The 24810-nt window shown below is 70.8% G+C and carries 22 protein-coding genes; 3 read left to right on the top strand and 19 right to left on the bottom strand.

Going from position 1 to position 24810, the window contains the following annotated elements; all coding sequences use genetic code 11:
• Positions 1-31: 31 nt before the first annotated feature.
• From ACZ60T_RS26095 to ACZ60T_RS26080, 4 genes are all read right to left on the bottom strand, one after another.
• Positions 32-1387 (bottom strand): replication-associated recombination protein A, encoded by a 1356-nt coding sequence (locus ACZ60T_RS26095; protein ID WP_469668076.1) that lies wholly within the window; start codon positions 1385-1387, stop codon positions 32-34.
• 60 nt (positions 1388-1447) lie between these two features.
• A complete protein-coding gene (locus ACZ60T_RS26090) occupies positions 1448-2104 on the bottom strand; it encodes a vitamin K epoxide reductase family protein (protein ID WP_365631176.1) in 657 nt (218 codons plus the stop codon).
• A 182-nt stretch (positions 2105-2286) separates the two neighbouring features.
• Entirely contained in the window at positions 2287-3549 is a 1263-nt protein-coding gene (gene hisS, locus ACZ60T_RS26085; protein ID WP_365631174.1) for a histidine--tRNA ligase, read from the bottom strand.
• A gap of 13 nt (positions 3550-3562) precedes the next feature.
• The gene (locus tag ACZ60T_RS26080; RefSeq protein WP_469668075.1) at positions 3563-4270 is read right to left on the bottom strand and encodes an MBL fold metallo-hydrolase; all 708 of its coding nucleotides are present in this window, start codon (positions 4268-4270) and stop codon (positions 3563-3565) included.
• A gap of 170 nt (positions 4271-4440) precedes the next feature.
• Between ACZ60T_RS26080 and ACZ60T_RS26075 the strand changes: the two genes are divergently transcribed.
• On the top strand, positions 4441-5262 hold the full coding sequence (locus ACZ60T_RS26075; RefSeq protein WP_365631170.1) for a peptidylprolyl isomerase: 822 nt from the start codon (positions 4441-4443) through the stop codon (positions 5260-5262).
• 136 nt (positions 5263-5398) lie between these two features.
• On the top strand, positions 5399-6628 hold the full coding sequence (locus tag ACZ60T_RS26070; protein ID WP_365631168.1) for a DUF349 domain-containing protein: 1230 nt from the start codon (positions 5399-5401) through the stop codon (positions 6626-6628).
• A gap of 132 nt (positions 6629-6760) precedes the next feature.
• On the opposite strand, the gene ACZ60T_RS26065 is transcribed toward ACZ60T_RS26070, so the two are convergent.
• From ACZ60T_RS26065 to pgsA, 15 genes are all read right to left on the bottom strand, one after another.
• Positions 6761-9307: a RelA/SpoT family protein gene (locus ACZ60T_RS26065; protein WP_469668074.1), complete on the bottom strand. Its 2547-nt coding sequence runs from the start codon at positions 9305-9307 to the stop codon at positions 6761-6763.
• A gap of 195 nt (positions 9308-9502) precedes the next feature.
• Positions 9503-10042: an adenine phosphoribosyltransferase gene (locus ACZ60T_RS26060; protein WP_252423602.1), complete on the bottom strand. Its 540-nt coding sequence runs from the start codon at positions 10040-10042 to the stop codon at positions 9503-9505.
• Complete coding sequence (gene secF, locus ACZ60T_RS26055; protein WP_469668073.1) at positions 10039-11157, bottom strand: protein translocase subunit SecF; 1119 nt, start codon at positions 11155-11157, stop codon at positions 10039-10041. The genes ACZ60T_RS26060 and secF overlap by 4 nt, the downstream gene beginning before the upstream one ends.
• Positions 11158-11160: 3 nt before the next feature.
• Positions 11161-12945, bottom strand: a complete 1785-nt coding sequence (gene secD / locus ACZ60T_RS26050) for a protein translocase subunit SecD (protein ID WP_469668071.1) — start codon at positions 12943-12945, stop codon at positions 11161-11163.
• Between the two features lie 141 nt (positions 12946-13086).
• Positions 13087-13599, bottom strand: a complete 513-nt coding sequence (gene yajC / locus ACZ60T_RS26045) for a preprotein translocase subunit YajC (RefSeq protein ID WP_365631161.1) — start codon at positions 13597-13599, stop codon at positions 13087-13089.
• 171 nt (positions 13600-13770) lie between these two features.
• Positions 13771-14862 carry a Holliday junction branch migration DNA helicase RuvB gene (gene ruvB / locus ACZ60T_RS26040; RefSeq protein WP_365631159.1) on the bottom strand — a complete coding sequence of 364 codons (1092 nt, stop codon included), beginning with the start codon at positions 14860-14862 and terminating at the stop codon, positions 13771-13773.
• A 61-nt stretch (positions 14863-14923) separates the two neighbouring features.
• A complete protein-coding gene (gene ruvA / locus ACZ60T_RS26035; RefSeq protein ID WP_469668070.1) occupies positions 14924-15529 on the bottom strand; it encodes a Holliday junction branch migration protein RuvA in 606 nt (201 codons plus the stop codon).
• A complete protein-coding gene (ruvC, locus tag ACZ60T_RS26030) occupies positions 15526-16056 on the bottom strand; it encodes a crossover junction endodeoxyribonuclease RuvC (protein WP_365631358.1) in 531 nt (176 codons plus the stop codon). Before ruvC ends, ruvA begins: the two co-directional genes overlap by 4 nt.
• Positions 16057-16205: 149 nt before the next feature.
• The gene (locus tag ACZ60T_RS26025) at positions 16206-16958 is read right to left on the bottom strand and encodes a YebC/PmpR family DNA-binding transcriptional regulator (protein WP_365631155.1); all 753 of its coding nucleotides are present in this window, start codon (positions 16956-16958) and stop codon (positions 16206-16208) included.
• 77 nt (positions 16959-17035) lie between these two features.
• Complete coding sequence (pdxT, locus tag ACZ60T_RS26020) at positions 17036-17644, bottom strand: pyridoxal 5'-phosphate synthase glutaminase subunit PdxT (protein ID WP_469668069.1); 609 nt, start codon at positions 17642-17644, stop codon at positions 17036-17038.
• A gap of 42 nt (positions 17645-17686) precedes the next feature.
• On the bottom strand, positions 17687-18598 hold the full coding sequence (pdxS, locus tag ACZ60T_RS26015; RefSeq protein WP_365631151.1) for a pyridoxal 5'-phosphate synthase lyase subunit PdxS: 912 nt from the start codon (positions 18596-18598) through the stop codon (positions 17687-17689).
• 200 nt (positions 18599-18798) lie between these two features.
• On the bottom strand, positions 18799-19344 hold the full coding sequence (locus ACZ60T_RS26010) for a LemA family protein (RefSeq protein WP_365631149.1): 546 nt from the start codon (positions 19342-19344) through the stop codon (positions 18799-18801).
• 62 nt (positions 19345-19406) lie between these two features.
• A complete protein-coding gene (locus tag ACZ60T_RS26005) occupies positions 19407-20588 on the bottom strand; it encodes a glycosyltransferase family 4 protein (RefSeq protein WP_252423623.1) in 1182 nt (393 codons plus the stop codon).
• On the bottom strand, positions 20585-21508 hold the full coding sequence (locus ACZ60T_RS26000) for a phosphatidylinositol mannoside acyltransferase (protein ID WP_365631146.1): 924 nt from the start codon (positions 21506-21508) through the stop codon (positions 20585-20587). Before ACZ60T_RS26000 ends, ACZ60T_RS26005 begins: the two co-directional genes overlap by 4 nt.
• A gap of 28 nt (positions 21509-21536) precedes the next feature.
• Positions 21537-22259, bottom strand: a complete 723-nt coding sequence (pgsA, locus tag ACZ60T_RS25995; protein WP_469668137.1) for a phosphatidylinositol phosphate synthase — start codon at positions 22257-22259, stop codon at positions 21537-21539.
• A 264-nt stretch (positions 22260-22523) separates the two neighbouring features.
• On the opposite strand from pgsA, the gene ACZ60T_RS25990 reads away from it, so the two are divergent.
• Positions 22524-24722 carry an elongation factor G-like protein EF-G2 gene (locus tag ACZ60T_RS25990; protein ID WP_469668068.1) on the top strand — a complete coding sequence of 733 codons (2199 nt, stop codon included), beginning with the start codon at positions 22524-22526 and terminating at the stop codon, positions 24720-24722.
• Positions 24723-24810 lie beyond the last annotated feature (88 nt).

Genomic DNA, 24810 nt, shown 5'->3' with positions numbered 1-24810 from the left:
TTCGACCCCGGGAACCCGGCCCCCTCGGGGGTCAGGACCGGCGTCGGCCGAGGTGCTTGCGGGTCCACTCCACGGCGTCCGCGTACCGCGCCTCGGCGCCGTGCCGGGTCGGGGTGTAGTACTCGCGGTCCTTGAGCGCGTCCGGGGCGTACTGCTGGGCGGCGATGCCCTCCGCCAGATCGTGCGGATACACATACCCCTGGGCGTGGCCGAGCTTGGCCGCGCCCTTGTAGTGGCCGTCGCGCAGATGCGTGGGGACCGGTCCGGCGAGCCCCTTGCGGACGTCGTCCAGGGCCGCGCCGATCGCCGTGGTCGCCGTGTTGGACTTGGGGGCCAGGGCGAGGGCGATGGTGGCGTGGCTGAGGGTGAGCGCGGCCTCGGGGAAGCCGATCATCGCGACGGCCTGGGCGGCGGCGACGGCGATCGGCAGCGCGTTGGGGTCGGCCAGGCCGATGTCCTCGCTGGCGGAGATCATCAGACGGCGGGCGATGAAGCGGGGGTCCTCGCCCGCCTCGATCATCCGGGCCAGGTAGTGCAGCGCGGCGTCGACGTCCGAGCCGCGGATGGACTTGATCAGGGCGCTCGCGACGTCGTAGTGCTGGTCGCCGTCGCGGTCGTACTTCACCGCGGCGCGGTCGACGGTCTGCTCCAGGGTGGCGAGGCCGATCTCCGGCTCACCCTGGTCGAGGGCGGCCCCGGCCGCGGCCTCCAGGGCCGTCAGGGCGCGGCGGGCGTCACCGCCGGCGATGCGCAGCAGATGGGCCTCGGTGTCCTCGGGGAGCGTGACGGCGCCGCCCAGGCCCCGCTCGGCGGCCAGGGCCCGGCGCAGCAGGCCGCGTATGTCGTCGTCCGTGAGCGGTTCGAGGGTGAGCAGCAGGGAGCGGGAGAGCAGCGGGGAGATCACCGAGAAGTACGGGTTCTCCGTGGTGGCCGCGATCAGGGTGACCCAGCGGTTCTCCACGGCCGGGAGCAGGGAGTCCTGCTGGGCCTTGCTGAAGCGGTGGATCTCGTCCAGGAAGAGGACGGTCTCGGTGCCGAAGCCGCCGGTGGCCCGGCGGGCGCTGTCGATCACCGCGCGGACCTCCTTCACGCCCGCCGTGATCGCCGACAGCTCGACGAAGCGCTTGTTGGTGGCCTTCGAGACGACGTACGCCAGTGTCGTCTTGCCGGTGCCGGGCGGGCCCCAGAGGATCACTGAGGAGGGTCCGGCGGGGCCGCCGTCGCCCGCGCCGACCAGTCTGCGCAGCGGGGATCCCGGCCCCAGCAGATGCTGCTGGCCCACCACCTCGTCGAGAGTGCGTGGGCGCATCCGGACCGCCAGGGGGCTGCCGGTCGGGTCCTTCTCCTGGCGTTCTTCTGCGGCTGCGGTGAACAGGTCGGGCTCCACTCTCGAAACCCTATGTCACCGGACTGACAACGCCGCCGGGGCCGGTGCCCCGGCCGCGGCTCAGGCCCAGAGCTGGCTGCCCCAGCGGGTCAGGATCAGCATGGCGATGATGCCCGTGTGCGTGACCGGCAGGACCCAGGTGAACTCGCTCAGGAAGTTCTTCACCGGGCGCGGGGCGGGCAGGAAGTCGTTGCGGATGTTGAACGAGGTCACGTACCAGAACATGACGAGCGTGGCGATCCAGGCCAGCGTGCACCACAGGCACAGCGCGTTGATCCGGTACAGCGACTGGAACATCAGCCAGGTGCAGAAGCCCACTCCGAACACCGTGCCGGCGTTGAACGTCAGCCAGTACCAGCGCGGGAAGCGGGCGCCGACGAGCAGGCTCACGCCGACGCAGACGACGATGCCGTAGCAGACGAGGCCGAGCATCGGGTTGGGGAACCCGAAGACACCCGCCTGCTTGCTCTCCATGACGCTGCCGCAGGAAATGATCGGGTTGAGGTTGCAACTGGGGACGACGGTCTTGCCGGCCAGCTTTCCCTCGAGGATCTGGAACTTGTCGAGGGTGATGACCCATGCGGCGAGCACACCGGCCGCACCGGTGATCGCCAGCAGCAGGGCGAACGCGCGGCTGCCGCCCGCCGTCCTGGAGACGGCTGCGGGTTCGCGCTCGCTGGACCCCATGGAGACGTCCTTGACTGTCGTCTTGCTCATCACGCCGCTTCCGATGCTCGAGTGGTGGGCCTGCGGACTGGGGTCATTGTGCCGCACGTACCTGTGGAGTCCACCGTGCGATGCCTCGAAAGTGGGAGCACCGGGACGGGCGAATCGGCGCTCGCGAAGTTGACGGTCCGCGGTGCCTCGGCCGGGCGGCACACGGCCGCCCGGCCCGGCCGTCAGCCGAGTCGCTTCGCCAGTTCGGCGACGATCGTGTCCACGCCGACCGCCTGCTGCTCGCCGGACTCCATGTCCTTGAGCTGGACGACGCCCTCGGCGAGGTCCCGCTCGCCGAGCACCAGGGCATAGCGCGCCCCGGACCGGTTGGCTGCCTTCATCGCGGCCTTGAGGCCCTTGTGTCCGTAGCCGAAGTCGGCGGCGACGCCCTGCCTGCGCAGTTCGGTGACCGTCGCGAACAGGACGCGGCGGGCCTCCTCCCCGAGCGGGACGGCGAACACGCTCGTGGCCGCGGGGAGCTGGAGCTCGACGCCCTCCGCCTCCAGCGCCAGCACCGTGCGGTCGACGCCGAGCGCCCAGCCCACGGACGGCAGCGCGGGGCCGCCGATCATCTCCGAGAGGCCGTCGTAACGGCCGCCGCCGCCCACCGCGGACTGCGAGCCGAGGCCGTCGTGGACGAACTCGAAGGTCGTACGCGTGTAGTAGTCCAGGCCGCGGACCAGCTTCGGGTCGTCCTCGAAGGACACCCCCGCGGCGGTGATCAGCTCGCGGACCTCCTCGTGGTACGCCTTGCACGCGTCGCAGAGGTAGTCCCGCAGCAGCGGGGCGTCGCCCAGTTGCTTCTGGACGTCCGGGCGCTTGTCGTCCAGGACGCGCAGCGGGTTCAGCTCCGCGCGGCGCAGGGTGTCCTCGTCGAGGTCCAGGCCGCGCAGGAAGTCCTGGAGCGCTGCCCGGTACACCGGGCGGCACTCGCGGTCGCCCAGGCTGTTGAGCAGGATGCGGAAGTTCCTGAGGCCGAGCGAGCGGTACGCCTGGTCGGCCAGGATGATCAGCTCGGCGTCGAGCGCCGGGTCCTCGGCGCCGATCGCCTCCGCGCCGACCTGCGAGAAGTGGCGGTAGCGGCCCTTCTGCGGGCGCTCGTAGCGGTAGTACGAGCCGGAGTACCAGAGCTTGACGGGCAGGTTGCCCGCCTTGTGCAGGTTCGCCTCCAGCGCGGCGCGCAGCACGGAGGCGGTGCCCTCGGGGCGCAGGGCGAGCCGGTCGCCGCCCTTGGTCTCGAAGGCGTACATCTCCTTCGTGACGATGTCGGTGGACTCGCCGACGCCGCGCGCGAACAGCTCGACGTTCTCGAAGCCGGGCGTCTCGATGTAGCCGTAGCCGGAGTTGCGCAGCGGGGCCGCGATCGCCTCGCGCACCGCCAGGTAGGCGGCGGACGCGGGCGGGATCAGGTCGTAAGTGCCCTTGGGGGCCTTGAAGGTGCTCACGGAAGGTCTCTCGTCACATTCCTCGTCGGGGAGCGGTCGGGGCTCCCTGGCCGGCGGCCACCTGCCGCAGATACGGGTTGGTGGCGCGCTCCTGGCCGATGGTCGTCTGGGGACCGTGGCCCGACAGCACCACGGTCGAGTCCTCGAGCGGCAGGCACACGCGGGCCAGCGAGTCGAGCATCTCGGCCATGTCACCGCCGGGCAGGTCGGTGCGTCCGATGGAGCCGGCGAACAGCAGGTCGCCCGTGAAGAAGACCGACGGGATGTCCGCGGTCTCGGGCAGCCGGAAGGTCACCGACCCCTTGGTATGGCCGGGCGCATGCGCGACGGACAGCTCCAGACCGGCCAGCTCCAGCTTCGTACCGTCGGACAGCTCCCTGAGGTCGTCCGGCTCCCCCATGGTCAGCTCGCCCATCAGCGGCGTCCCGAGGGAGCGGCCGAGCGCCTTCTCCGGGTCGCTCATCATGTACCGGTCGCTCGGGTGGATCCACGCGGGCACGTCGTGCGCGCCGCAGAGCGGGACGACCGAGGCCACATGATCGACATGGCCATGGGTGAGGACGGCCGCGACGGGCTTGAGCCGATGCTTCTTCAGTGCCTCCTCGACCCCCTGGGAGGCCCGATGGCCCGGGTCGATGATCACGCACTCCTCCCCCGCGGCGGGGGCGACCAGGTAACAATTGGTCCCCCAGGCCCCGGCGGGGAACCCGGCAATCAGCACGTTCGTCCTTCTTAGTCGTGTCGTACAGAAGTGGCTGGCTGTGGGGCAGAGCCTACCGGCGCTGCCGTTTCCCCAGCGAACCCATATACGGTACGGGGCACACGCACGCGCTCGGCACATCCGACGCACGCGTACCGGTCGGCGGACGAGACGCATGAGGAGACAACCCCGTGGTCAGCCAGGAACAGCGGCGGCGACAGCTCGCCCGGGAGAAGTTCTTGCGGCAGCAGCAGCGGCGTACGGACGCCCGGCGCAAGTCACGTGTGCGTAATTCCGTGATCGCGTCGGTGCTCGGCGTGGTCGTCGTGGGCAGCGTGGCGCTCTACGCGACCGACGCCTTCAAGGGCGACGACACCAAGGAGAACGCGGCGGCGGAGGTGACCCCGAGCGCCGAGCCCACGCCCAGCAAGGCGCCGGACCCGTGCGAGAAGCCCGCTCCGGGCAAGATCAAGTCGCTGAGCTGGAAGAAGGAGCCGGCGATGGCCATCGACACGTCGGCGACGTACACGATGAAGCTGGCGACCACCTGCGGTGACATCGGCATCGCGCTGAAGTCGGCGGCCCCGCACACCGTCAACTCCTTCAACTTCCTCGCGGGCGAAGGCTACTTCGACCACACCAAGTGCCACCGGCTCACCACCAACGGCATCTACGTGCTGCAGTGCGGTGACCCGAAGGGCATCGGCAACGGCGGTCCCGGTTACACGCTCCCGGACGAGAACCTCAAGGACAAGAGCCTGAAGGGCAACGTGTATCCGGCGGGCACGGTCGCGATGGCGAACACGGGCCAGCCGCACACCGGCGGCAGCCAGTTCTTCCTGGTCTACCAGGACAGTCAGTTGCCGCCCACCTACACACCGTTCGGGACCATCGACAAGAAGGGCCTGGACGTACTGAAGAAGATCGCCACGGCCGGGGAGAGCACCGGAGCGGGTGACGGCGCACCGAACGCGACCGTGGTGATCAACAAGGCGACGGTGACGAAGTCCTAGACCCTCAGCAGCGAAAGTTCGGTCGCGCGGGATGCGGACAGCCGCCCCGCCGGTCGCCTATGTTGGCCGTGACGAAACTGTGGACGATGCCCGGGGGTGCCAAGGCCCTGCGCAGGCATCATGTGGAGGAGGCGCTGTGAGCAGCGACCCGTGGGGCCGCGTCGACGAGACGGGGACCGTGTACGTGCGGACAGCCGATGGCGAGCAGGTCGTCGGTTCGTGGCAGGCCGGCTCCCCCGAGGAGGCGTTGGCCTACTTCGAGCGCAAGTACGAGGGCCTGGTTGTGGAGATCGGCCTCCTCGAGCGGCGAGTGAAGACCACCGACCTGTCGGCGAAGGATGCCCAGGCCGCGATCGGCCACCTGCGCGAGCAGGTGGACGCGCACCACGCGGTGGGCGATCTCGCCGCGCTGCGGACCCGCCTGGACAAGCTCGTGGAGACCGTCGAGGCGCGCCGCGAGGAGCGCAAGGTGCAGCGGGCGAAGCAGTCCGACGAGGCGCGCCATGCCAAGGAGGCGCTGGTCGTCGAGGCGGAGGAGCTGGCGCAGTCCGACCAGTGGCGGTCGGCCGGCGAGCGGCTGCGGGCGCTGGTGGACACGTGGAAGGGTCTGCCGCGTCTGGACCGCAAGTCGGACGACGAACTGTGGCACCGCTTCTCGCACGCCCGCTCGGCGTTCTCCAAGCGCCGCAAGGCGCACTTCGCGCAGCTCGACTCCCAGCGCGAGGACGCCCGCAAGGTCAAGGAGAAGCTGGTCGCCGAGGCCGAGGCGCTGTCGGGTTCGACGGACTGGGGTCCGACGGCGGCGCGCTATCGCGAGCTGATGGCCGACTGGAAGGCCGCGGGCCGCGCCCAGCGCGAGCACGAGGACGATCTGTGGAACCGCTTCCGCGGCGCCCAGGACGTGTTCTTCGCCGCGCGCAGCTCGATCTTCGCCGAGCGTGACGCCGAGCAGGCCGAGAACCTCAAGCTGAAGGAGGAGTTGGCCGGGGAGGCGGAGAAGCTGCTGCCGGTCACGGACCTGAAGTCCGCGCGGTCCGCCTTCCGTTCGATCAACGAGCGCTGGGAGGCCATCGGCCATGTGCCGCGGGACGCGCGCCCGAAGGTCGAGGGCCGGATGCACACGGTCGAGCGGGCCATCCAGGAGGCCGAGGAGGCGGAGTGGCGCCGTACGAACCCTGAGGCGCGCGCGCGTGCCGCGGGTCTCACCGGTCAACTCCAGGCGGCCGTGGACAAGTTGACGGGCCAGATCGAGCAGGCTCGGGCCGCGGGCAACACCGCGAAGGCCGAGAAGCTGGAGCGGGAGCTGGAGGGCCGCCAGGCGCTGCTGGACCAGGCCCTGAAGGGTCTTCAGGAGTTCGGCGGCTGACTCCGTCGCCTGCTCGCGGGAAGGGGGCTTCCGTACTTCGGTACGGAAGCCCCCTTCCTTATGGCCTCAGGTTCCCTATGCCCTCAGGTTCCTTATGGCCTCAAGTCCCTTACGGCACCGGGCAGTTCGCGGTCACGGCCTGCGGGCCGACGTCACGCGGTACACGTCGTACACGCCCTCCACGCCCCGTACGGCCTTCAGGACGTGACCGAGGTGCTTCGGGTCGCCCATCTCGAAGGTGAAGCGGGAGGTGGCCACGCGGTCGCGGGACGTCTGGACCGCCGCCGAGAGGATGTTGACGTGCTGGTCGGACAGGACCCGGGTGACGTCCGAGAGCAGACGCGAGCGGTCCAGCGCCTCCACCTGGATCGCGACCAGGAACACCGAGGACTGCGTCGGGGCCCACTCCACCTCGAGGATGCGCTCGGGCTCGCGCGACAGGGACTCGACGTTGACGCAGTCATTGCGGTGCACGGAGACACCGCTGCCGCGGGTGACGAAGCCGATGATGCGGTCACCGGGAACGGGCGTGCAGCAGCGGGCCAGTTTGACCCACACGTCGTCGACGCCCTTGACCACGACGCCGGGGTCCTCCCTGCGGCGCTGCTTACGGCCACGGCCCCGCGCGGGCGGCACGGCCTCGTCGATCTCCTCGGTGGCGGCCTCCTCGCCGCCGAGCGCCTGCACCAACTTCTGCACGACGTTCTGCGCGGCGACATGGCCCTCGCCGATCGCCGCGTACAGCGACGAGATGTCGGGGTAGCGCATCTCATGGGCGAGCGTCACCAGTGAGTCGCCGGTCAGGATGCGCTGGATCGGCAGGTTCTGCTTGCGCATGGCCCGCGCGATCGCGTCCTTGCCCTGCTCGATCGCCTCGTCGCGCCGCTCCTTGGAGAACCAGGCCCGGATCTTGTTGCGGGCGCGCGGCGACTTCACGAAGCCGAGCCAGTCGCGGGAGGGGCCCGCGCCGGTCGCCTTGGAGGTGAAGACCTCCACCAGATCGCCGTTGTCCAGCGTCGACTCCAGCGGGACCAGACGGCCGTTGACCCTGGCCCCGATCGTCCGGTGGCCGACCTCGGTATGGACCGCGTACGCGAAGTCCACCGGGGTGGCACCGGCCGGCAGCGCTATGACGTCGCCCTTCGGCGTGAAGACGAAGACCTCGTTGCGGGACAGGTCGAAGCGCAGGGACTCCAGGAACTCGCTCGGGTCCTCGGTCTCCTTCTGCCAGTCGAGCAACTGGCGCAGCCACGCCATGTCGTTGACGGCGTCCTTGTCCTTGGTCGTCGAACGCGGCGCGTCCGTACGGACCTTGGAGGCACCGGCGACGGCCTCCTGCTTGTACTTCCAGTGCGCCGCGATGCCGTACTCGGCGCGGCGGTGCATGTCGAACGTACGGATCTGGAGTTCGACGGGCTTGCCGTTGGGACCGATCACCGTGGTGTGCAGCGACTGGTACATGTTGAACTTGGGCATCGCGATGTAGTCCTTGAACCGCCCGGGAACCGGGTTCCAGCGGGCGTGGACCGTGCCCAGCGCCGCGTAGCAGTCGCGGACCGTGTCGACGAGGACGCGGATGCCGACCAGGTCGTAGATCTCCGCGAAGTCGCGACCGCGGACGATCATCTTCTGGTAGACGCTGTAGTAGTGCTTGGGGCGGCCGGTGACGGTCGCCTTGATGCGGGCGGCGCGCAGGTCGGCCTGGACCTCGTCGGTCACTATGGCGAGGTACTCGTCCCGCTTGGGGGCGCGTTCGGCGACCAGGCGGACGATCTCGTCGTACATCTTGGGGTAGAGGATCGCGAAGGCGAGGTCCTCCAGTTCCCACTTGATGGTGTTCATGCCCAGGCGGTGGGCGAGCGGCGCGTAGATCTCCAGGGTCTCGCGCGCCTTCTTCTCCTGCTTCTCGCGCTTGAGGTAGCGCATGGTGCGCATGTTGTGCAGGCGGTCGGCGAGCTTGATCACCAGGACGCGGGGGTCCTTGGCCATGGCGACGACCATCTTGCGGACGGTCTCGGCCTGCGCGGCCTCGCCGAACTTGACCTTGTCCAGCTTGGTGACGCCGTCGACCAGCAGGGCCACGGTGTCGCCGAAGTCGCGGCGGAGCTGGTCGAGGCCGTACTCGGTGTCCTCGACCGTGTCGTGCAGCAGGCCCGCCATCAAGGTGGCCGGGTCCATGCCCAGCTCGGCGAGGATCGTGGTCACCGCGAGCGGGTGGGTGATGTACGGGTCGCCGCTCTTGCGCTTCTGGCCGCGGTGCCAGCGCTCGGCCACCTGGTACGCGCGCTCGACCTGGCGCAGCGTCGCCGCGTCGATCTTCGGGTCGTTGCCGCGCACTATGCGCAGCAGCGGCTCCAGGACCGGGTTGTACGGGTTGGCGCGCTGCACACCGAGGCGGGCGAGGCGGGCGCGGACGCGGTTGGAGGAGCCGGAGCGGGCGGGCGCGGCCGGGGTCGGGCGGACCGCGGGGGTGCGCTCGGCCGGGGCCGGCTTGGGGCGCGACGACTCGGCCGTCTGCTCGCCCGGCGTGCCGGAGGCGCGCTCGACCGGCCCGCGCGGGGCGTTCTTCGCGCTGCGCGCGGATGTGGCCGCGGCCTGCGACGCCGACTCGGGCTTGGCGGCTGCGGATGCCCCCAGGCGTTCGGCTCTGGGAGACAGTGGCTGGGCCTCGTCTGGCAAGAGGGCTCCTCATGCGCGATCCGGGTCCCCGGTCAGGCTCCGGAGGACCCATGGTAGCGATCCCGGGCTCCGGGCTCGCCTCCAGGCCGCTGGGGCGGCCTTCCCCTGGTGAAACGTATGAGGCGGGCGCCGGATTCCTCCGGGCCCGCCTCAGCGGCGTCGTACGGCCCTCACAGGCGCCGACGCCGGGGGCGCTCAGACCTCGAGCAGCGCCTTCAGCGGGGCGCCGTCCAGGGCGGGCGCCAGGCGGGCGCGCCCGCCGAGGAAGCCCAGCTCCATGAGGACGGAGACACCGGCGACCTGGGCGCCCGCGCGGCGGATGAGCCGCAGGGAGGCCTCGGCGGTGCCGCCGGTGGCGAGGACGTCGTCCACGACCATGACGCGGTCGGCCGCGGTCAGGTCCTCGGCGTGCACCTCGATCTCGGCCGAGCCGTACTCGAGGTCGTAGGCCTGGCTGAGCGTCGCTCCGGGGAGCTTGCCCGCCTTGCGTACGGGGACGAAACCGACACCGGCGCGGACGGCGACCGGGGCGCCGAGGATGAAGCCTCGGGCCTCCAGGCCGACGATCTTCGTCGCGCCGTGCTCCACGGCCAGCTCCGCCAGCGTGTCCGTGAGCGCGGTGAACGCCGCCGGGTCCGCGAGCAGCGGGGTGATGTCCTTGAACATCACGCCCGGCTCCGGATAGTCGGCCACGTCACGGATGCGACTGAGCAGCAGTTCCTTTATGTCGGTCATCGACGCTTTCCTGAGGGTCGGCCGCGCCCGCGGTTACGGGCGGCGGGCTGGTTGCGCTGGCCGACTACCGCGGGTGCGGCATCCTGCGGCTCGTCGTCGACGAGCGGACCACCGACGGTCCGGGCCTCGACCAGCTCCTCCCCCGCCGCGGCCTGCGCACGCTTGGCGAGCACCCGCTTCTTGAGGGCCTTCATCTGCGGCTCGCGCTCCTTGAGGTCGGCGACGAGCGGCGTGGCGATGAAGATCGACGAGTAGGCGCCGGCCGCGAGGCCGACGAACAGCGACAGGGAGATGTCGTTGAGCGTACCCGCACCGAGGACGCCACCGCCGATGAACAGCAGGCCGGCGACCGGCAGCAGCGCCACCACGGTGGTGTTGATCGAGCGGACCAGCGTGCCGTTGATCGAGCGGTTGGCGACGTCGCTGTAGGTCCAGCGGGTCTGTTTGGTGAGGTCCTTCGTCGATTCCTTGAGGCTGTCGAACACGACGACCGTGTCGTACAGCGAGTAACCGAGGATCGTCAGCAGACCGATGACCGTGCCCGGCGTCACCTCGAAGCCGACGAGGGCGTAGATGCCGACCGTGATGGTGATGTCGTGGATCAGCGCGACCAGCGCCGCGACGGCCATGCGCCACTCGAAGGCGATCGCCAGATAGATCACGACGAGCACCATGAAGATCGCCAGACCCTGCCAGGCCTTGTTGGCGATCTGCTCACCCCAACTGGGGCCCACCAGATCGGCGTTGATCTTCTCCGAGTCGACCTTCAGGTCCTTGGCGAGGTCCGCCTTGATGTGGTCCGACTTGGCCGTGTCGATGCCCGCGATCTGGATGCGCAGACCGCCCGTGCCGAGCTTCTGGACGACCGCCTCATGGCCGGAGGAGTCCTGAGCGAACTCCTCGGCCTGCGCCACGGAGACGCTGGTCTTCGGGGTGGTGAAGACGGCGCCGCCCTGGAACTCGATGCCCATGTTCAGGCCCCGCACCGTCAGGCCGAGGATGGCCGTGATGGTGATGAGGATCGAGATTCCGTACCAGATCTTGCGGTTGCGGATGAAGTCGTAACCGACTTCGCCTCGGTGGAGCCTGGCGCCGAGGTTGCCGAGCTTCGACATCTCTCACGCCTCCTTCGGGTCGACGGGGGCGGAGGGACGACGGGTACGCCGCAGGGGCGGCTTGGCACCGAGGCGCTTGGGGTCGAGGCCGGACCAGCTGTGTCCGTCGGCGAAGAACTTCTTGCGGGCGAGGATCGTCATCAGCGGCTTGGTGAACAGGAAGACGACCACCACGTCGAAGATCGTGGTGAGACCCAGCGTGAACGCGAAGCCCTGGACCTTGCCGACCGTGACGACGAACAGCACCGCGGCGGCCAGGAACGACACGAAGTCGGAGACCAGGATGGTGCGCCGGGCGCGCGGCCAGGCCCGCTCGACGGAGGGGCGCAGCGAGCGGCCCTCGCGGATCTCGTCCCGGATGCGCTCGAAGAACACGATGAACGAGTCCGCCGTGATACCGATCGCGACGATGGCACCGCAGACCGCCGGGAGGTTCAGCGCGAAGCCGATGGTCGGGCCGAGCAGCGCCATGATCACGTAGGTCAGGGCGGCGGAGACCAGCAGCGAGGCGATCGCGATCAGCGACAGGCCGCGGTAGTAGACCACCAGGTAGATGACGACCAGGGCGAGGCCGATCGCGCCCGCGATCAGACCGGCGTGGAGCTGCTCGCCACCGAGCGCGGCGGTGACGGTGGTGACGCTCTGCTCCTCGAAGGAGAGCGGGAGCGCGCCGTACGACAGGACGTTCGCGAGGTTCTTGGCCTCGGTCTGGTCGAAGCTGCCGCTGATCTCGGCGTTTCCGGCGGTCAGCGCCTCGCGGACGTACGGGTCGGAGACGACCTCACCGTCGAGGACGATCGCGAACTGGTTCTGCGGCGACTGGTTCTGCGCCAGCTTGCCGGTGATGCTCGCGAACTTCTTGGTCCCCGCGGACGTGAAGTCCATGGTGACCTTCCAGCCGCCGGCGCCCTGCGTGTCGTAGACGGCCTGGGCCTTCTTCACGTCCGTGCCCGCGACCTCGGCCGGGCCGAGGATGTACTTCTGCCACTGCTTCTGCGCGTTCTGGCCGCAGGCCAGGGTGGGCTCGGTGGGCTTGGCGCCGACACCGGTCTTGGCGCGGGCGGCCGGGTCGGAGCAGTCGAGCGTGGCGTACTGCTGCTGGAGCTTGGCCGCGGCGGCGTCGGAACCGTTCGCCGACGGGGAGGCGTCAGCAGAGGTGGAGGCCTTGGCGCTCGGCGAGGTGGACGCCGACTGCGACGCGGACGGCGAGGTCGTGGCGTCGGCCTTCAGCGCGTCGGTGACCGCGCGGCCCTGCGAGGTGGCCGTGGCCGACGGGCTCGCGGAGCCGGAGGAGGTCGCGGTGCTGGACGGGGACGCCGAACCGTCGGCCTTCGGCGAGGGGCTGCCGGAGGCGCTCGGCGAGGGATTGGCCGAGGCGGGCGGGTTGGCGAGCTCGGTGGTCAGGACGGGGCGGAAGTACAGCTTGGCCGTGGTGCCGACCTGTTCCCGGGCCTGCTGGGAGTTCGTGCCCTTGGGGATGTTGACGATGATGTTGCGATCGCCCTGGGTCTGGACCTCCGCTTCGGAGACGCCCAGACCGTTGACGCGGCGCTCCATGATGTCGACCGCGGTGTCCAGGTTCGTCTTGTTGATCGCGGATTCCTGGCCGCTCTTCGCCTTGAGCGTGATGCTCGTGCCACCGGCGAGGTCGATGCCGAGACGCGGGGAGGTATGCCCGGAGACGAACATTCCTCCGGTGAGCGCCGCGATGGCGATCAGGATGAGAGCCAGCGAGCGCCCCGGCTTGCCCTGGGCGCCCGCGCTCCGGCCCTTCTTAGGTGCTGCCACCTTCTCGTACTCCCTCTCGGGCCGCCCGGCCCCGCGTGGGCACGTGGGCGGCCATGACATGGTGTCGGACTCGGTTCGAGAACGACGCACGCGTCCCGGGAGCACGGCGCGAACGCGTCGCGCCGTGCTCCCGGGGCGTCACTACTTCGCGTCGGACTCGCCGTCGGTCTTCTTGGGCTCCGCTGCGTCGGCCTTCGCCTCGTCGGCCTTCGCCCCGTCGGCGTCCGCCTTGTCCGCGTCCGCCTTGTCCGCGTCCTTCTTGCCGAGGTCGACGGTGCCGTCGCCGGAAGCGGCGTCGGCGGGCTCGTCGGTCTCGGTGAGGGAGGACGCGTCGTCCGGAACGACGGTGCCGTCGGCCTTCAGGTCGTGCTCGATACCGTGGACGATCCTGTTGTACTCGTCGTCGGTGAGGACGGCGCCGATGGAGTTCTTCGCGAAGAGCAGCTCCACACCCGGGCCGGCGTCGAGGAGAACCGTGTCGTCGTTGACCTCCTTGACCGTCGCGTACATGCCCCCGATGGTGCGCACACCACTGCCGGGCTGCATCTCATTACGCATGTTGACGGCCTGCTGCTGCTTCTTCTTGGCCGAGCGCGTCATGAGGAACATGGCCCCGATGATCACGATGAGCGGGAGGAATGCGTTGATACTCACGGGACGGAATTTCCTTCGCACGACCGCTCGACTGCTGGATCGGCGGCCTGGTGGATGGGTGGAGTCGGCGCCGCCCGCAAAGGCGGCATCGGCGGAGTCTAAGCGAGTCCGCACGCAAGGAACAACGCTCAGCATGGCACCCAGGTTCCTGGGCACGCGAGTACCGCGCCGTCACGTCCCGAACAGCTCCGGTTGTCCGTTTCCACCGGTGGTTCCGCCTATCGCCCCGTGTGGCGCGGTGAGACCGAGGTGGGTCCAGGCGGCCGGGGTCGCCACCCGTCCCCGTGGCGTACGGGCGAGCAGGCCCTCCCGTACGAGGAAGGGCTCGGCGACCTCCTCGACCGTCTCGCGCTCCTCCCCCACCGCGACGGCCAGCGTCGACAGGCCGACGGGGCCGCCGCCGAACAGCTTGAGCAGGGCCTCCAGGACGGCGCGGTCGAGGCGGTCGAGCCCGCGGGAGTCGACCTCGTAGACGGACAGGGCGGCGGCGGCGATCTCCTTCGTGATCACGCCGTCGGCCTTGACCTGCGCGTAGTCGCGGACGCGGCGCAGCAGCCGGTTGGCGATACGGGGCGTGCCCCGGGAACGGCCGGCGATCTCGGCCGCGCCTTCGGCGGCGATCTCGACATCGAGCAGCAGCGCCGAGCGGTGGATCACGCGCTGGAGTTCGGCGGGCTCGTAGAACTCCATGTGCGCCGTGAAGCCGAAGCGGTCGCGCAGCGGGGGCGGCAGCAGGCCCGCGCGTGTGGTGGCACCGACCAGGGTGAACGGCGGCAGTTCGAGGGGGATGGCGGTGGCGCCGGGGCCCTTGCCGACGATGACGTCGACGCGGAAGTCCTCCATCGCCATGTAGAGCATCTCCTCGGCGGGCCGGGACATGCGGTGGATCTCGTCGAGGAAGAGGACCTCGCCCTCCTGGAGGGAGGAGAGGATCGCCGCGAGGTCGCCGGCGTGCTGGATGGCGGGGCCGCTGGTGATGCGGATGGGGGCGCCCATCTCGGCCGCGATGATCATCGAAAGGGTGGTCTTGCCGAGGCCGGGGGCGCCGGAGAGCAGCACATGGTCGGCGGTGGCGCCGCGCGCCCGCGCCGCGCGCAGCACGAGGTCGAGCTGTTCGCGGACCTTCTCCTGGCCGATGAACTCGTCCAGGTCCTTGGGGCGCAGGGCGGCCTCGACGGCCTGGTCCTCACGGTCGGCGACCGAGCCGACGAGCCGCTCGGGGGCGGGGGTGTCGGCCGTGTCGGCGGTGTCGTCCCAGTTCATTGCGTGTGCCTCGGGGGTCGCGGTGGGTTCGGTCTACGCGGGGGCGCCGTGCGGGGGCCGGTCAGCGCGCTCTGTTCAGGCTCTGGAGGGCCGCCTTGAGGAGGGCGCCCACCTGGGGTGTGCCACCGGCGGCCTCGGCCTGCGGGGCGACCGCGGTGACGGCCTCGTCCGCCTCGCGGGTGGCGTACCCGAGGCCGATCAGGGCCGCGTGCAGTTGGTCGCGCCAGCCGGAGGTGACCGGCGCGCCGACCGCGGGGGCGCCGACCGGGGCGCCGAGGCGGTCCTTCAGCTCCAGGAGCAGCTTCTGGGCGCCCTTCTTGCCGATGCCGGGGACGGCCGTGAGGGCCTTCTCGTCACCGCTCGCCACGGCGCGGCGCAGGGCGTCCGGGCTGTGCACGGCCAGCATCGCCTGGGCCAGGCGGGGGCCGACGCCGCTCGCGGTCTGGAGCAGCTCGAACACCTGGCGTTCGTCGTCGTCCGCGAAGCCGTACAGCGTGAGCGAGTCCTCGCGGACGACCAGGGACGTGGCGAGCTTGGCCGGCTGACCGGTCCTGAGCCCGGAGAGCGTGTTCGGTGTGCACTGGACGGCGATGCCGATGCCGCCCACCTCGACCACCGCGGAGTCCGGGGCGAGGGCGGCGACCGGGCCGCTGACGAAGGCGATCATGCGGAACGGCCTTTCGAGGTGTGCAGGGCGACGGCCTGCTGGAGTCGGTTCTGGGCGGGCGCGCGCCAGATGTGGCAGATCGCGAGGGCGAGGGCGTCGGCGGCGTCGGCCGGTCTGGGCGGCGCGTCGAGCCGGAGCAGCCGGGTGACCATGGCGCCCACCTGGGCCTTGTCGGCGCGGCCGGTGCCGGTGACGGCGGCCTTGACCTCGCTGGGTGTGTGCAGGGCGACGGGGATGCCGCGGCGGGCGGCGCAGAGCATGGCGACGGCGCTGGCCTGGGCGGTGCCCATCACCGTACGGACGTTGTGCTGGCTGAACACGCGTTCCACGGCGACGTACTCGGGCCGCTGTTCGTCCAGCCACTGCTCAAGGCCCTGTTCGAGGGCGACGAGGCGGTGGGCCAGCTCCGCGTCGGCGGGTGTGCGGACGACGCCGACGCCGCGCATGGTCAGCGGTCGTCCGGCCACGCCCTCGACCACGCCGACCCCGCAGCGCGTCAGTCCCGGGTCCACCCCCAGTACGCGCACCAGCGCCCCTCCTTCGATCGCCCCCGGCCACTGCCGGACGGTGAGTACCCCCAAGTCCGTGCAGGCTATCGGGTGCCACTGACAACGCCCGGCAAAGCGACGGGCCGACGGGTGTGTCCCCGTCGGCCCGTGCAAGCCCAGCGGCGGCGTTACGCCCCGACCTGCTCCATGATCTCGTCGCTGACGTCGAAGTTGGCGAAGACGTTCTGCACGTCGTCGCTGTCCTCCAGCGCGTCGATCAGCTTGAAGATCTTCTTGGCGCCCTCTTCGTCCAGCTCGACCTGCATGGTCGGGACGAAGTTGGCCTCGGCGGAGTCGTAGTCGATACCGGCCGCCTGGAGGGCGGTGCGGACGGCGACCATGTCCGTGGCCTCGCTGAGCACCTCGAAGGACTCGCCGAGGTCGTTGACTTCCTCGGCACCCGCGTCCAGGACGGCGCCGAGCACGTCGTCCTCGGTCAGCTCGCCCTTGGGGACGATGACGACGCCCTTGCGGTTGAAGAGGTACGACACCGAACCCGGGTCGGCCATGTTGCCGCCGTTGCGGGTCATGGCGACGCGGACGTCCGAGGCGGCGCGGTTGCGGTTGTCGGTGAGGCACTCGATGAGCACCGCGACACCGTTGGGACCGTAACCCTCGTACATGATCGTCTCGTAGTCGGCGCCACCGGCCTCCAGGCCCGCGCCGCGCTTGATCGCCGAGTCGATGTTCTTGTTCGGGACCGACTGCTTCTTCGCCTTCTGCACGGCGTCGTACAGCGTCGGGTTACCGTCCACGTCGGCGCCGCCCATGCGGGCCGCGACCTCGACGTTCTTGATCAGCTTTGCGAAGAGCTTGCCACGCTTGGCATCGATGACGGCCTTCTTGTGCTTCGTCGTGGCCCATTTAGAGTGGCCGGACATCTGCCTGTCTCCTTCGCGTAAACCCATCTCCGTACGAACTCCCCCAGACCTTGAGGGTGGGGGGACCCCCCGAGATCCTACAAGGGATCCGGGGCCCGCCAGGCGCGCACCATGTCGACGAACAAGGCGTGCACGCGGTGGTCGCCGGTCAGTTCCGGGTGGAACGACGTCGCGAGGGCGTTGCCCTGGCGCACGGCGACGATATGGCCGTCGTGCTCGGCGAGCACCTCGGTCTCGGCGCCGACGGACTCGACCCAGGGGGCGCGGATGAAGACGCCCTCTACAGGATCGCCCTCGACGCCCTTGACGTCGACCGCCGCTTCGAAGGACTCGTTCTGCCGTCCGAAGGCGTTGCGGCGCACGATCATGTCGATGCCGCCGATGGTCTCCTGGCCCGAGCGCGGGTCGAGGATCTTGTCGGCGAGCATGATCATGCCCGCGCAGGTGCCGTAGACGGGCATGCCGTCGCGCACACGCGCGCGCAGCGGGTCCAGCACCCCGAAGAGAACGGCCAGCTTGGAGATGGTGGTGGACTCGCCACCGGGGAGCACGAGGCCGTCGACCTCGGCGAGTTCTTCGGGGCGCCGCACCGGCCTGGCCACGGCGTCGGCCGCGGCCAGGGCGATGAGGTGCTCCCGTACGTCGCCCTGGAGTGCCAGGACGCCTATGACGGGTGCGTCAGTCATCTACGTGTGGTTCCTGTACGTCGTCGTCTGCGAACTGCCCTGTCACCAGCCGCGGTTGGCGTAGCGCTCGGTGTCGGGGAGGGTGTCGCAGTTGATGCCGACCATGGCCTCGCCCAGGTTGCGGGACGCGTCGGCGATGATCTTCGGGTCGTCGTAGAAGGTGGTCGCCTTCACGATGGCGGCGGCGCGCTTGGCCGGGTCGCCGGACTTGAAGATGCCGGAGCCGACGAAGACGCCCTCGGCGCCGAGCTGACGCATCAGGGCGGCGTCGGCCGGGGTGGCCACGCCACCGGCGGAGAACAGCACGACCGGGAGCTTGCCCAGCTCGGCGACCTCCTTGACCAGCTCGTACGGGGCGCGCAGCTCCTTGGCGGCGGCGTACAGCTCGTGGTTGTCGAAGCCGCGCAGCTTGGCGATCTCGTTCTTGATCTGGCGCAGGTGGCGGACGGCCTCGACGACGTTGCCGGTGCCGGCCTCGCCCTTGGAGCGGATCATCGCGGCGCCCTCGGCGATCCGGCGCAGGGCCTCGCCCAGGTTGGTGGCGCCGCAGACGAAGGGGGTGGTGAAGGACCACTTGTCGGAGTGGTTGACCTCGTCGGCCGGGGTGAGGACCTCGGACTCGTCGATGTAGTCGACGCCGAGGGACTGCAGGACCTGGGCCTCGACGAAGTGGCCGATCCGCGACTTGGCCATCACCGGGATGGACACGGCGTCGATGATGCCCTCGATCATGTCCGGGTCGGACATCCGGGCCACCCCGCCGTCCTTGCGGATGTCGGCCGGGACCCGCTCCAGTGCCATGACGGCGACGGCGCCCGCGTCCTCGGCGATCTTCGCCTGCTCCGGCGTGACGACGTCCATGATCACGCCGCCCTTGAGCTGCTCGGCCATGCCGCGCTTGACGCGGGCGGTGCCGGTCTCGGGGGTCTGGGGGGTGGAAAGCGCGCTGGACACGGGGTGACCTCACTCTGCGAAGAGGAATTTCTGCTGGACCGAGACAACGGGAAACCAGCAGGCCACAGCAAGGGCCAATGGGGAGCCGGTGGATCGTTTTGCCCGGGAGCCGGGGGTACGGCCGGTTGCTCCCGTCCCGTCCGTGTCGGCGCCGGACAGGCCGCCTCGGGCCACTCAGACTCTCGGTCCGGGCAGGCGTCTCAGGGGGTCTGACGGTCCGTGAGGGGCGCCGGTGGTTCGTCGTCCATCTCGACGGCCAGCGGGAAGGGGGCGTGGCCCGCGAGACGGAACCAGCGCACCTTGCGGTGGCGGCGCAGCGCGCGGGCCGCCCGTACCGCGTCGTTGTGGAACCGCCGGGCCATCGGCACCCTGCGCACCGCCTCGGTCAGCTCACGCGCCGCCTGCTCCCCGCCGGGCGCCTCCCGCACGGCCGCCAGTTGCTCCGGTTCCGCGAAGACGGCCCGCAGCGCCTGGCTCAGCTCGCTCTCGGCGACCTCCCGCTGCTCCTCCTCCGCCTGCCGTGCCGCGTGCGCGGCCTCGTACAGGACGATCGACGCGGCCGGGTCGAGGACCCCGGAGGTCGCCACCTCCTGGGCGACCGAGGCCCGCCGCACCAACTGCGCGTCGAGCGCGGCGCGCGCCGCGTCGATCCGGGCGTGCAGCCGGTCGAGGCGCCCCGCGGTCCAGCTCAGGTAGAGGCCGATCACGACGAGGGCGACAAGGATCCAGATCAGGGTTGCGGTCACGGGCGGCAAGGCTACCGGGCCGCCCTACGGCCCCCTCGGGGTGCCGTCCACGGCGGCCGGGCTCAGCTCCGCGCCAGGCCGAAGCGCGCCCGCCGCCCGGAGCGCTCGTCCGCCGCCACCGCTGCGGCCCCGTCCGTCACCGTCTCGTAGACCGACAGGATGTCCGCGCCGACCCTCGACCAGTCGAAGCGCCGCACATGGGCGCTGCCCCGCGCGCGCAGTTCGGCCCGCCGCTTCGGGTCCCCGAGCAGCCGCAGCGCCGCGTCGGCGAGCGCGTCGGCGTCCTCGTTGGCGAACAGCTCACCGGCCGCCCCGTGGTCGAGGACCTGCGCGAAGGCGTCCAGGTCGGAGGCGAGTACGGGGGCCCCGGCCGACATCGCCTCGACCAGGATGATCCCGAAGCTCTCCCCGCCGGTGTTGGGCGCCACGTACAGGTCGACGCTGCGCAGCAGGCGCGCCTTGTCCTCGTCGCTGACCATGCCGAGGAACTCCACGCGCGAGCGCAGCTCGGGGGGCAGCGTCGCCACCGCCTCCTCCGTGTCGCCGCGCCCGGCGACCAGCAGCCGGGTGCGCGGGCGGGCGGCCAGGATCTTCGGCAGGGCCTTCATCAGCACGGGCAGGCCCTTGCGGGGCTCGTCGATCCGCCCGATGAAGCCGATCGTCCCGCCGTCCTCCCGGTCCGCTCCGGCCTGCCACTCGGGTCGGGGCTCGGCCTTGGCGAAGAAGTGGACGTCCACGCCGTTCGGGATCACCACGGCGTCGCCGCCCAGGTGTTCGACGAGCGTGCGGCGCGCGTACTCGCTGACGGCGATCCGTGCGCTGATCTTCTCCAGGGCCGCCTGGAGGATCGCGTACGCGGCGATCATCGCTCTCGACCGCGGGTTCGAGGTGTGGAAGGTCGCGACGATCGGGCCCTGCGCCGCCCAGCAGGTCAGCAGGCCCAGGGAGGGCGAGGTCGGCTCGTGGATGTGGATGACGTCGAACGCGCCCTCGTGCAGCCAGCGCCGCACCCGGGCGGCGCTCAGGAAGCCGAAGTTCAGGCGGGCCACCGAGCCGTTGTAGGGCACGGGGACCGCGCGGCCCGCCGAGACCACGTACGGGGGCAGCGGGGTGTCGTCGTCGGCGGGGGCGAGGACGGAGACCTCGTGGCCGAGCCGGATGAAGTACTCGGCCAGGTCCCGGATGTGGAACTGGACACCGCCCGGCACGTCCCACGCGTAGGGGCAGACGATGCCGATCCTCACGATGTCCCCTTCCGGGGGGCGTCGCCGGGATCCAGATCGGCGAGCCACAGCCGTTGCAGCATGTGCCAGTCCTCCGGATGTTCCGCGATTCCCGTGGCGAAGGCGTCGGCCAGCGCCTGTGTCATGACAGACGTCTTCTCGGCCCGGGTACCTGACTCCGGTACGTCGATCGCCGGATGCACGCGCCCGCGCATGACACGCGAGTCGTCGTACCAGAGCGTCACCGGCAGCAGCAGCGCGCCGGTGTGCTGGGCGAGCAGCGCCGGGCCCGCGGGCATCCGGGCCGTCTCGCCGAAGAAGGAGACCTCGACGCCGGAGGCGGACAGATCGCGGTCGGCCACCAGGCAGACCAGCCCCCCGTCGCGCAGCCGCCGGGCCAGCGTGCCGAAGGCGGCGCCGCCGCTGTGCGGCAGTACCTCCATGCCGAGGCCCTCGCGGTAGGCGACGAACCGGTCGTAGAGGGTCTCGGGCTTGAGCCGCTCGGCGACCGTGGTGAACGGCGTCCGCAGCGTGGTGGTGACCCAGGCACCGGCCAGGTCGTAGTTGGCCATGTGCGGCAGAGCGAGGACGACGCCCTTGCCCGCGGCCAGTCCGTCGGTCAGCTGGTGCACGTCCTTGACCTCGACGCCGCCGCGTATGCGCTCCGGGGTCCACACGGGAAGCCGGAAGGACTCCATCCAGTAGCGCAGATACGAGCGCATGCCCGCGCGGGTGAGTTCGGCGAGCCGCTCGGGGCTCGCGCCTGGCACCACGCGCGCGTAGTTGCCCGCGAGCCGTCGCACACCCTTGCCGCGCTGCTTCCAGGCGAGGTCGGCGACGGTCCGGCCCAGCCGGGTGGCGACGGGCTCGGGCAGGGTCTTGACGGTGCTCCAGCCGAGGCCGTAGAGCCCGTCCGCCAGTCGTTCCCGCAGACTGCTCACGTCGCCGCCCCGCTCTCCCGTCCGGCGCTCATGTGGCCGCTCCGCCGTGCGAGGCGTTCCGCGCCTCGGCGTCCGCCTCGGCGGACTCCCTGCGGACCGTGACCACCCGCTGGATCAGCGTGATCAGGCTGCCCACGGCGACGATCCACAGGGCGATGGGCAGCAGCACCTGGATGCCGGGCACACCGAACGCGTGCAGTCCGGAGAACCCGGCCGCGACCAGCGAGATCACCAGGCGTTCGGCCCGCTCGACCAGTCCGTTGACCGCGACGGGCAGTCCGATCGACTCGCCGCGCGCCTTGGTGTAGGACACCACCTGGCCGCTGGCCAGGCAGAAGATCGAGACCGCGCAGAGCGTGTTGTCGTCGCCGTTGCCCGCGTACCACAGGGCGAAGCCGCCGAAGATCGCGCCGTCGGCGACGCGGTCGAGCGTGGAGTCCAGGAAGGCGCCCCAGCGGCTGGAGCGGCCGAGCTGGCGGGCCATGTTGCCGTCGACCAGGTCCGAGAACACGAACAGGGTGATGACGACCGTGCCCCAGAAGAACTCGCCCCGGGGATAGAAGACCAGCGCACCCGCGACCACGCCGGCCGTACCGATCAGCGTGACCGTGTCGGGGCTGACGCCCCGGCGGATCAAAAACGCGGCGAACGGTGTGAGGACACGCGTGAAGAATGCACGCGCGTACTTGTTCAGCATGGCCTTCCCGACGGTCGGTGAGCCGCGGCCTTGGTGGCCGCCCGGCTGGCCCATCGTAGTCACGCGCGGGGACACGCGGCGGCCGGGCACCCGCGCCCCCGGCGTCACACGCGCGTGACGCGCAGGCCCACGGACGTCCGGAGGTGACCGCGTGACCCGTGAGGCGGGGCCGGGTGACGGGATCGTGTCCCTCGTATGGACGCGCCCTGACGTCGGTGCGAAGCTCGAAGTCACCGCGGGCGTCATCGGAGCCGCCATCGCACGCGGGTCCGTGTGTCCGCGCCCCCAGTGACCTCACCGTGCACGGGAGGCAAGGCCATGGGCGACAAGGCGAACACAACCCCCGGAGCCGCCGGCAGGGCTATGGCGGCCGACCGCCCCGCATCCGTACGGAATGTGGTGCTGGTCGGCCACAGCGGAGCGGGCAAGACGACGTTGGTGGAGGCTCTCGCGCTGACGGCGGGAGCGGTGAACCGGGCGGGCCGGGTCGAGGACGGCGGCACCGTCTCGGACTACGACGAGATCGAGCACCGGCAGCACCGCTCGGTACAGCTCTCCCTGGTCCCCGTCCAACAGGACGGGGTCAAGATCAATCTGCTGGACACTCCTGGATACGCCGACTTCGTCGGGGAGCTGCGGGCCGGTCTGCGGGCGGCGGACGCGGCCCTCTTCGTCGTCTCGGCCTCGGACGGCGTGGACGGCTCGACCCGCATGGTGTGGGACGAGTGCGCGGCCGTCGGCATGCCGCGCGCCATCGTGATCACGCATCTCGAGGCCGCCCGCTCCGACTTCGACGAGATGACCCGCACCTGCGCGGAGGCGTTCGGCGCGGACGACCCCGACGCCGTCCTCCCGCTGTATCTGCCGCTGCACGGCCCCGAGGGCCCCGACGGGCACGCCCCCGTCACCGGTCTGATGGGGCTGCTGACGCAGAAGCTGTTCGACTACTCGTCGGGCGAGCGCAAGGAGTCCGAGCCGGGGCCCGAGCAGCTCACGCGGATCGAGGAGGCCCGCGACCGGCTCATCGAGGGGATCATCGCGGAGAGCGAGGACGAGACCCTCATGGACCGCTATCTGGGCGGCGAGAAGATCGGCATCGACACGCTCGTCCAGGACCTGGAGCGGGCCGTCGCCCGCGGCACGTTCTTCCCCGTCCTGGCCGCCGCGCCCGCCACCGACGGCGCCCGCCAGGGCCTCGGCACGGTCGAGCTGCTGGAGCTGGTCACCGGCGGCTTCCCCACCCCGCTGGAGCGGGAGGCGCCCACGGTCTCCACGCCGGACGGCAAGCCCCGCGAGACGGCGCCGTGCGACCCGGACGGGCCGCTGGTCGCGGAGGTCGTGAAGACCGCGTCCGACCCGTATGTGGGCCGTATCTCGCTGGTCCGTGTGTTCTCCGGCACCCTGCGCCCCGACGAGACGGTGCATGTGTCCGGGCACGGGCTGACCGACCGCGGCCATGAGGACCATGACGTCGACGAGCGCGTCGGCGCCCTGTCCGCCCCCTTCGGCAAGCAGCAGCGCCCCCTGGCGCACTGCATCGCGGGCGATCTGGCCTGCGTGGCGAAGCTGAACCGGGCCGAGACCGGCGACACCCTGTCGGCCAAGGACGACCCGCTGCTCATGGAGCCCTGGGAGATGCCCGACCCGCTGCTGCCGCTCGCCATCCAGGCGCACAGCAAGCCGGACGAGGACAAGCTCAGCCAGGGGCTCGCGCGACTGGTCGCCGAGGACCCGACCATGCGGCTCGAACAGAACCAGGACACCCATCAGGTGGTGCTGTGGTGTCTGGGCGAGGCCCACGCGGACGTCGCCCTGGAGCGGCTGCGCAGCCGGTACGGCGTCCAGGTCGACGTGGTCCCGCACAAGGTCGCCCTCCGGGAGACGTTCGCGGGCAGGTCGGCCGGGCGCGGCCGGCATGTCAAGCAGTCCGGCGGGCACGGCCAGTACGCGATCTGCGAGATCGAGGTCGAGCCCCTGCCCGGCGGCTCCGGCATCGAGTTCGTGGACAAGGTGGTCGGCGGGGCCGTGCCCCGGCAGTTCATCCCCTCCGTCGAGAAGGGCATCCGCGCCCAGGCCGCCAAGGGTGTGGCCGCGGGCCACCCGCTCATCGACGTACGGGTGACCCTCCTGGACGGCAAGGCGCACTCGGTGGATTCGTCCGACGCGGCCTTCCAGACGGCGGGCGCGCTCGCCCTGCGCGAGGCCTCGCGTGACGCGACGATCCATCTGCTGGAACCGGTGGCCGAGGTGACGGTGCTCGTCGGCGACGACTACGTCGGCGCCGTGATGAGCGACCTGTCCGGGCGGCGCGGCCGGGTGCTCGGCACCGAGCAGACGGTCGGCGGACGCACGCTCGTACGGGCCGAGGTACCGGAGATCGAGATCGGCCGGTACGCGATCGACCTGCGCTCCCTCTCGCACGGCACGGCGAGCTTCAGCCGCGCCTACGCGCGGCACGAGCCGATGCCGCCGCAGATCGCGGCGAAGGTGCGCGAACAGACCGAGGACGCCCCGTAGTTGGCATCGCACTCCCCTCACCTCCCTTCGGCGGACGGCTTCTTGGCCGTCCGCCGACGCACGCCGCCGCCTGCGGATACGCTGATCA

Source organism: Streptomyces sp. NPDC104371, assembly GCF_055583785.1.
Note: the sequence above shows the minus strand (reverse complement) of the source record. Positions and strands in the feature narration are given on the sequence as shown.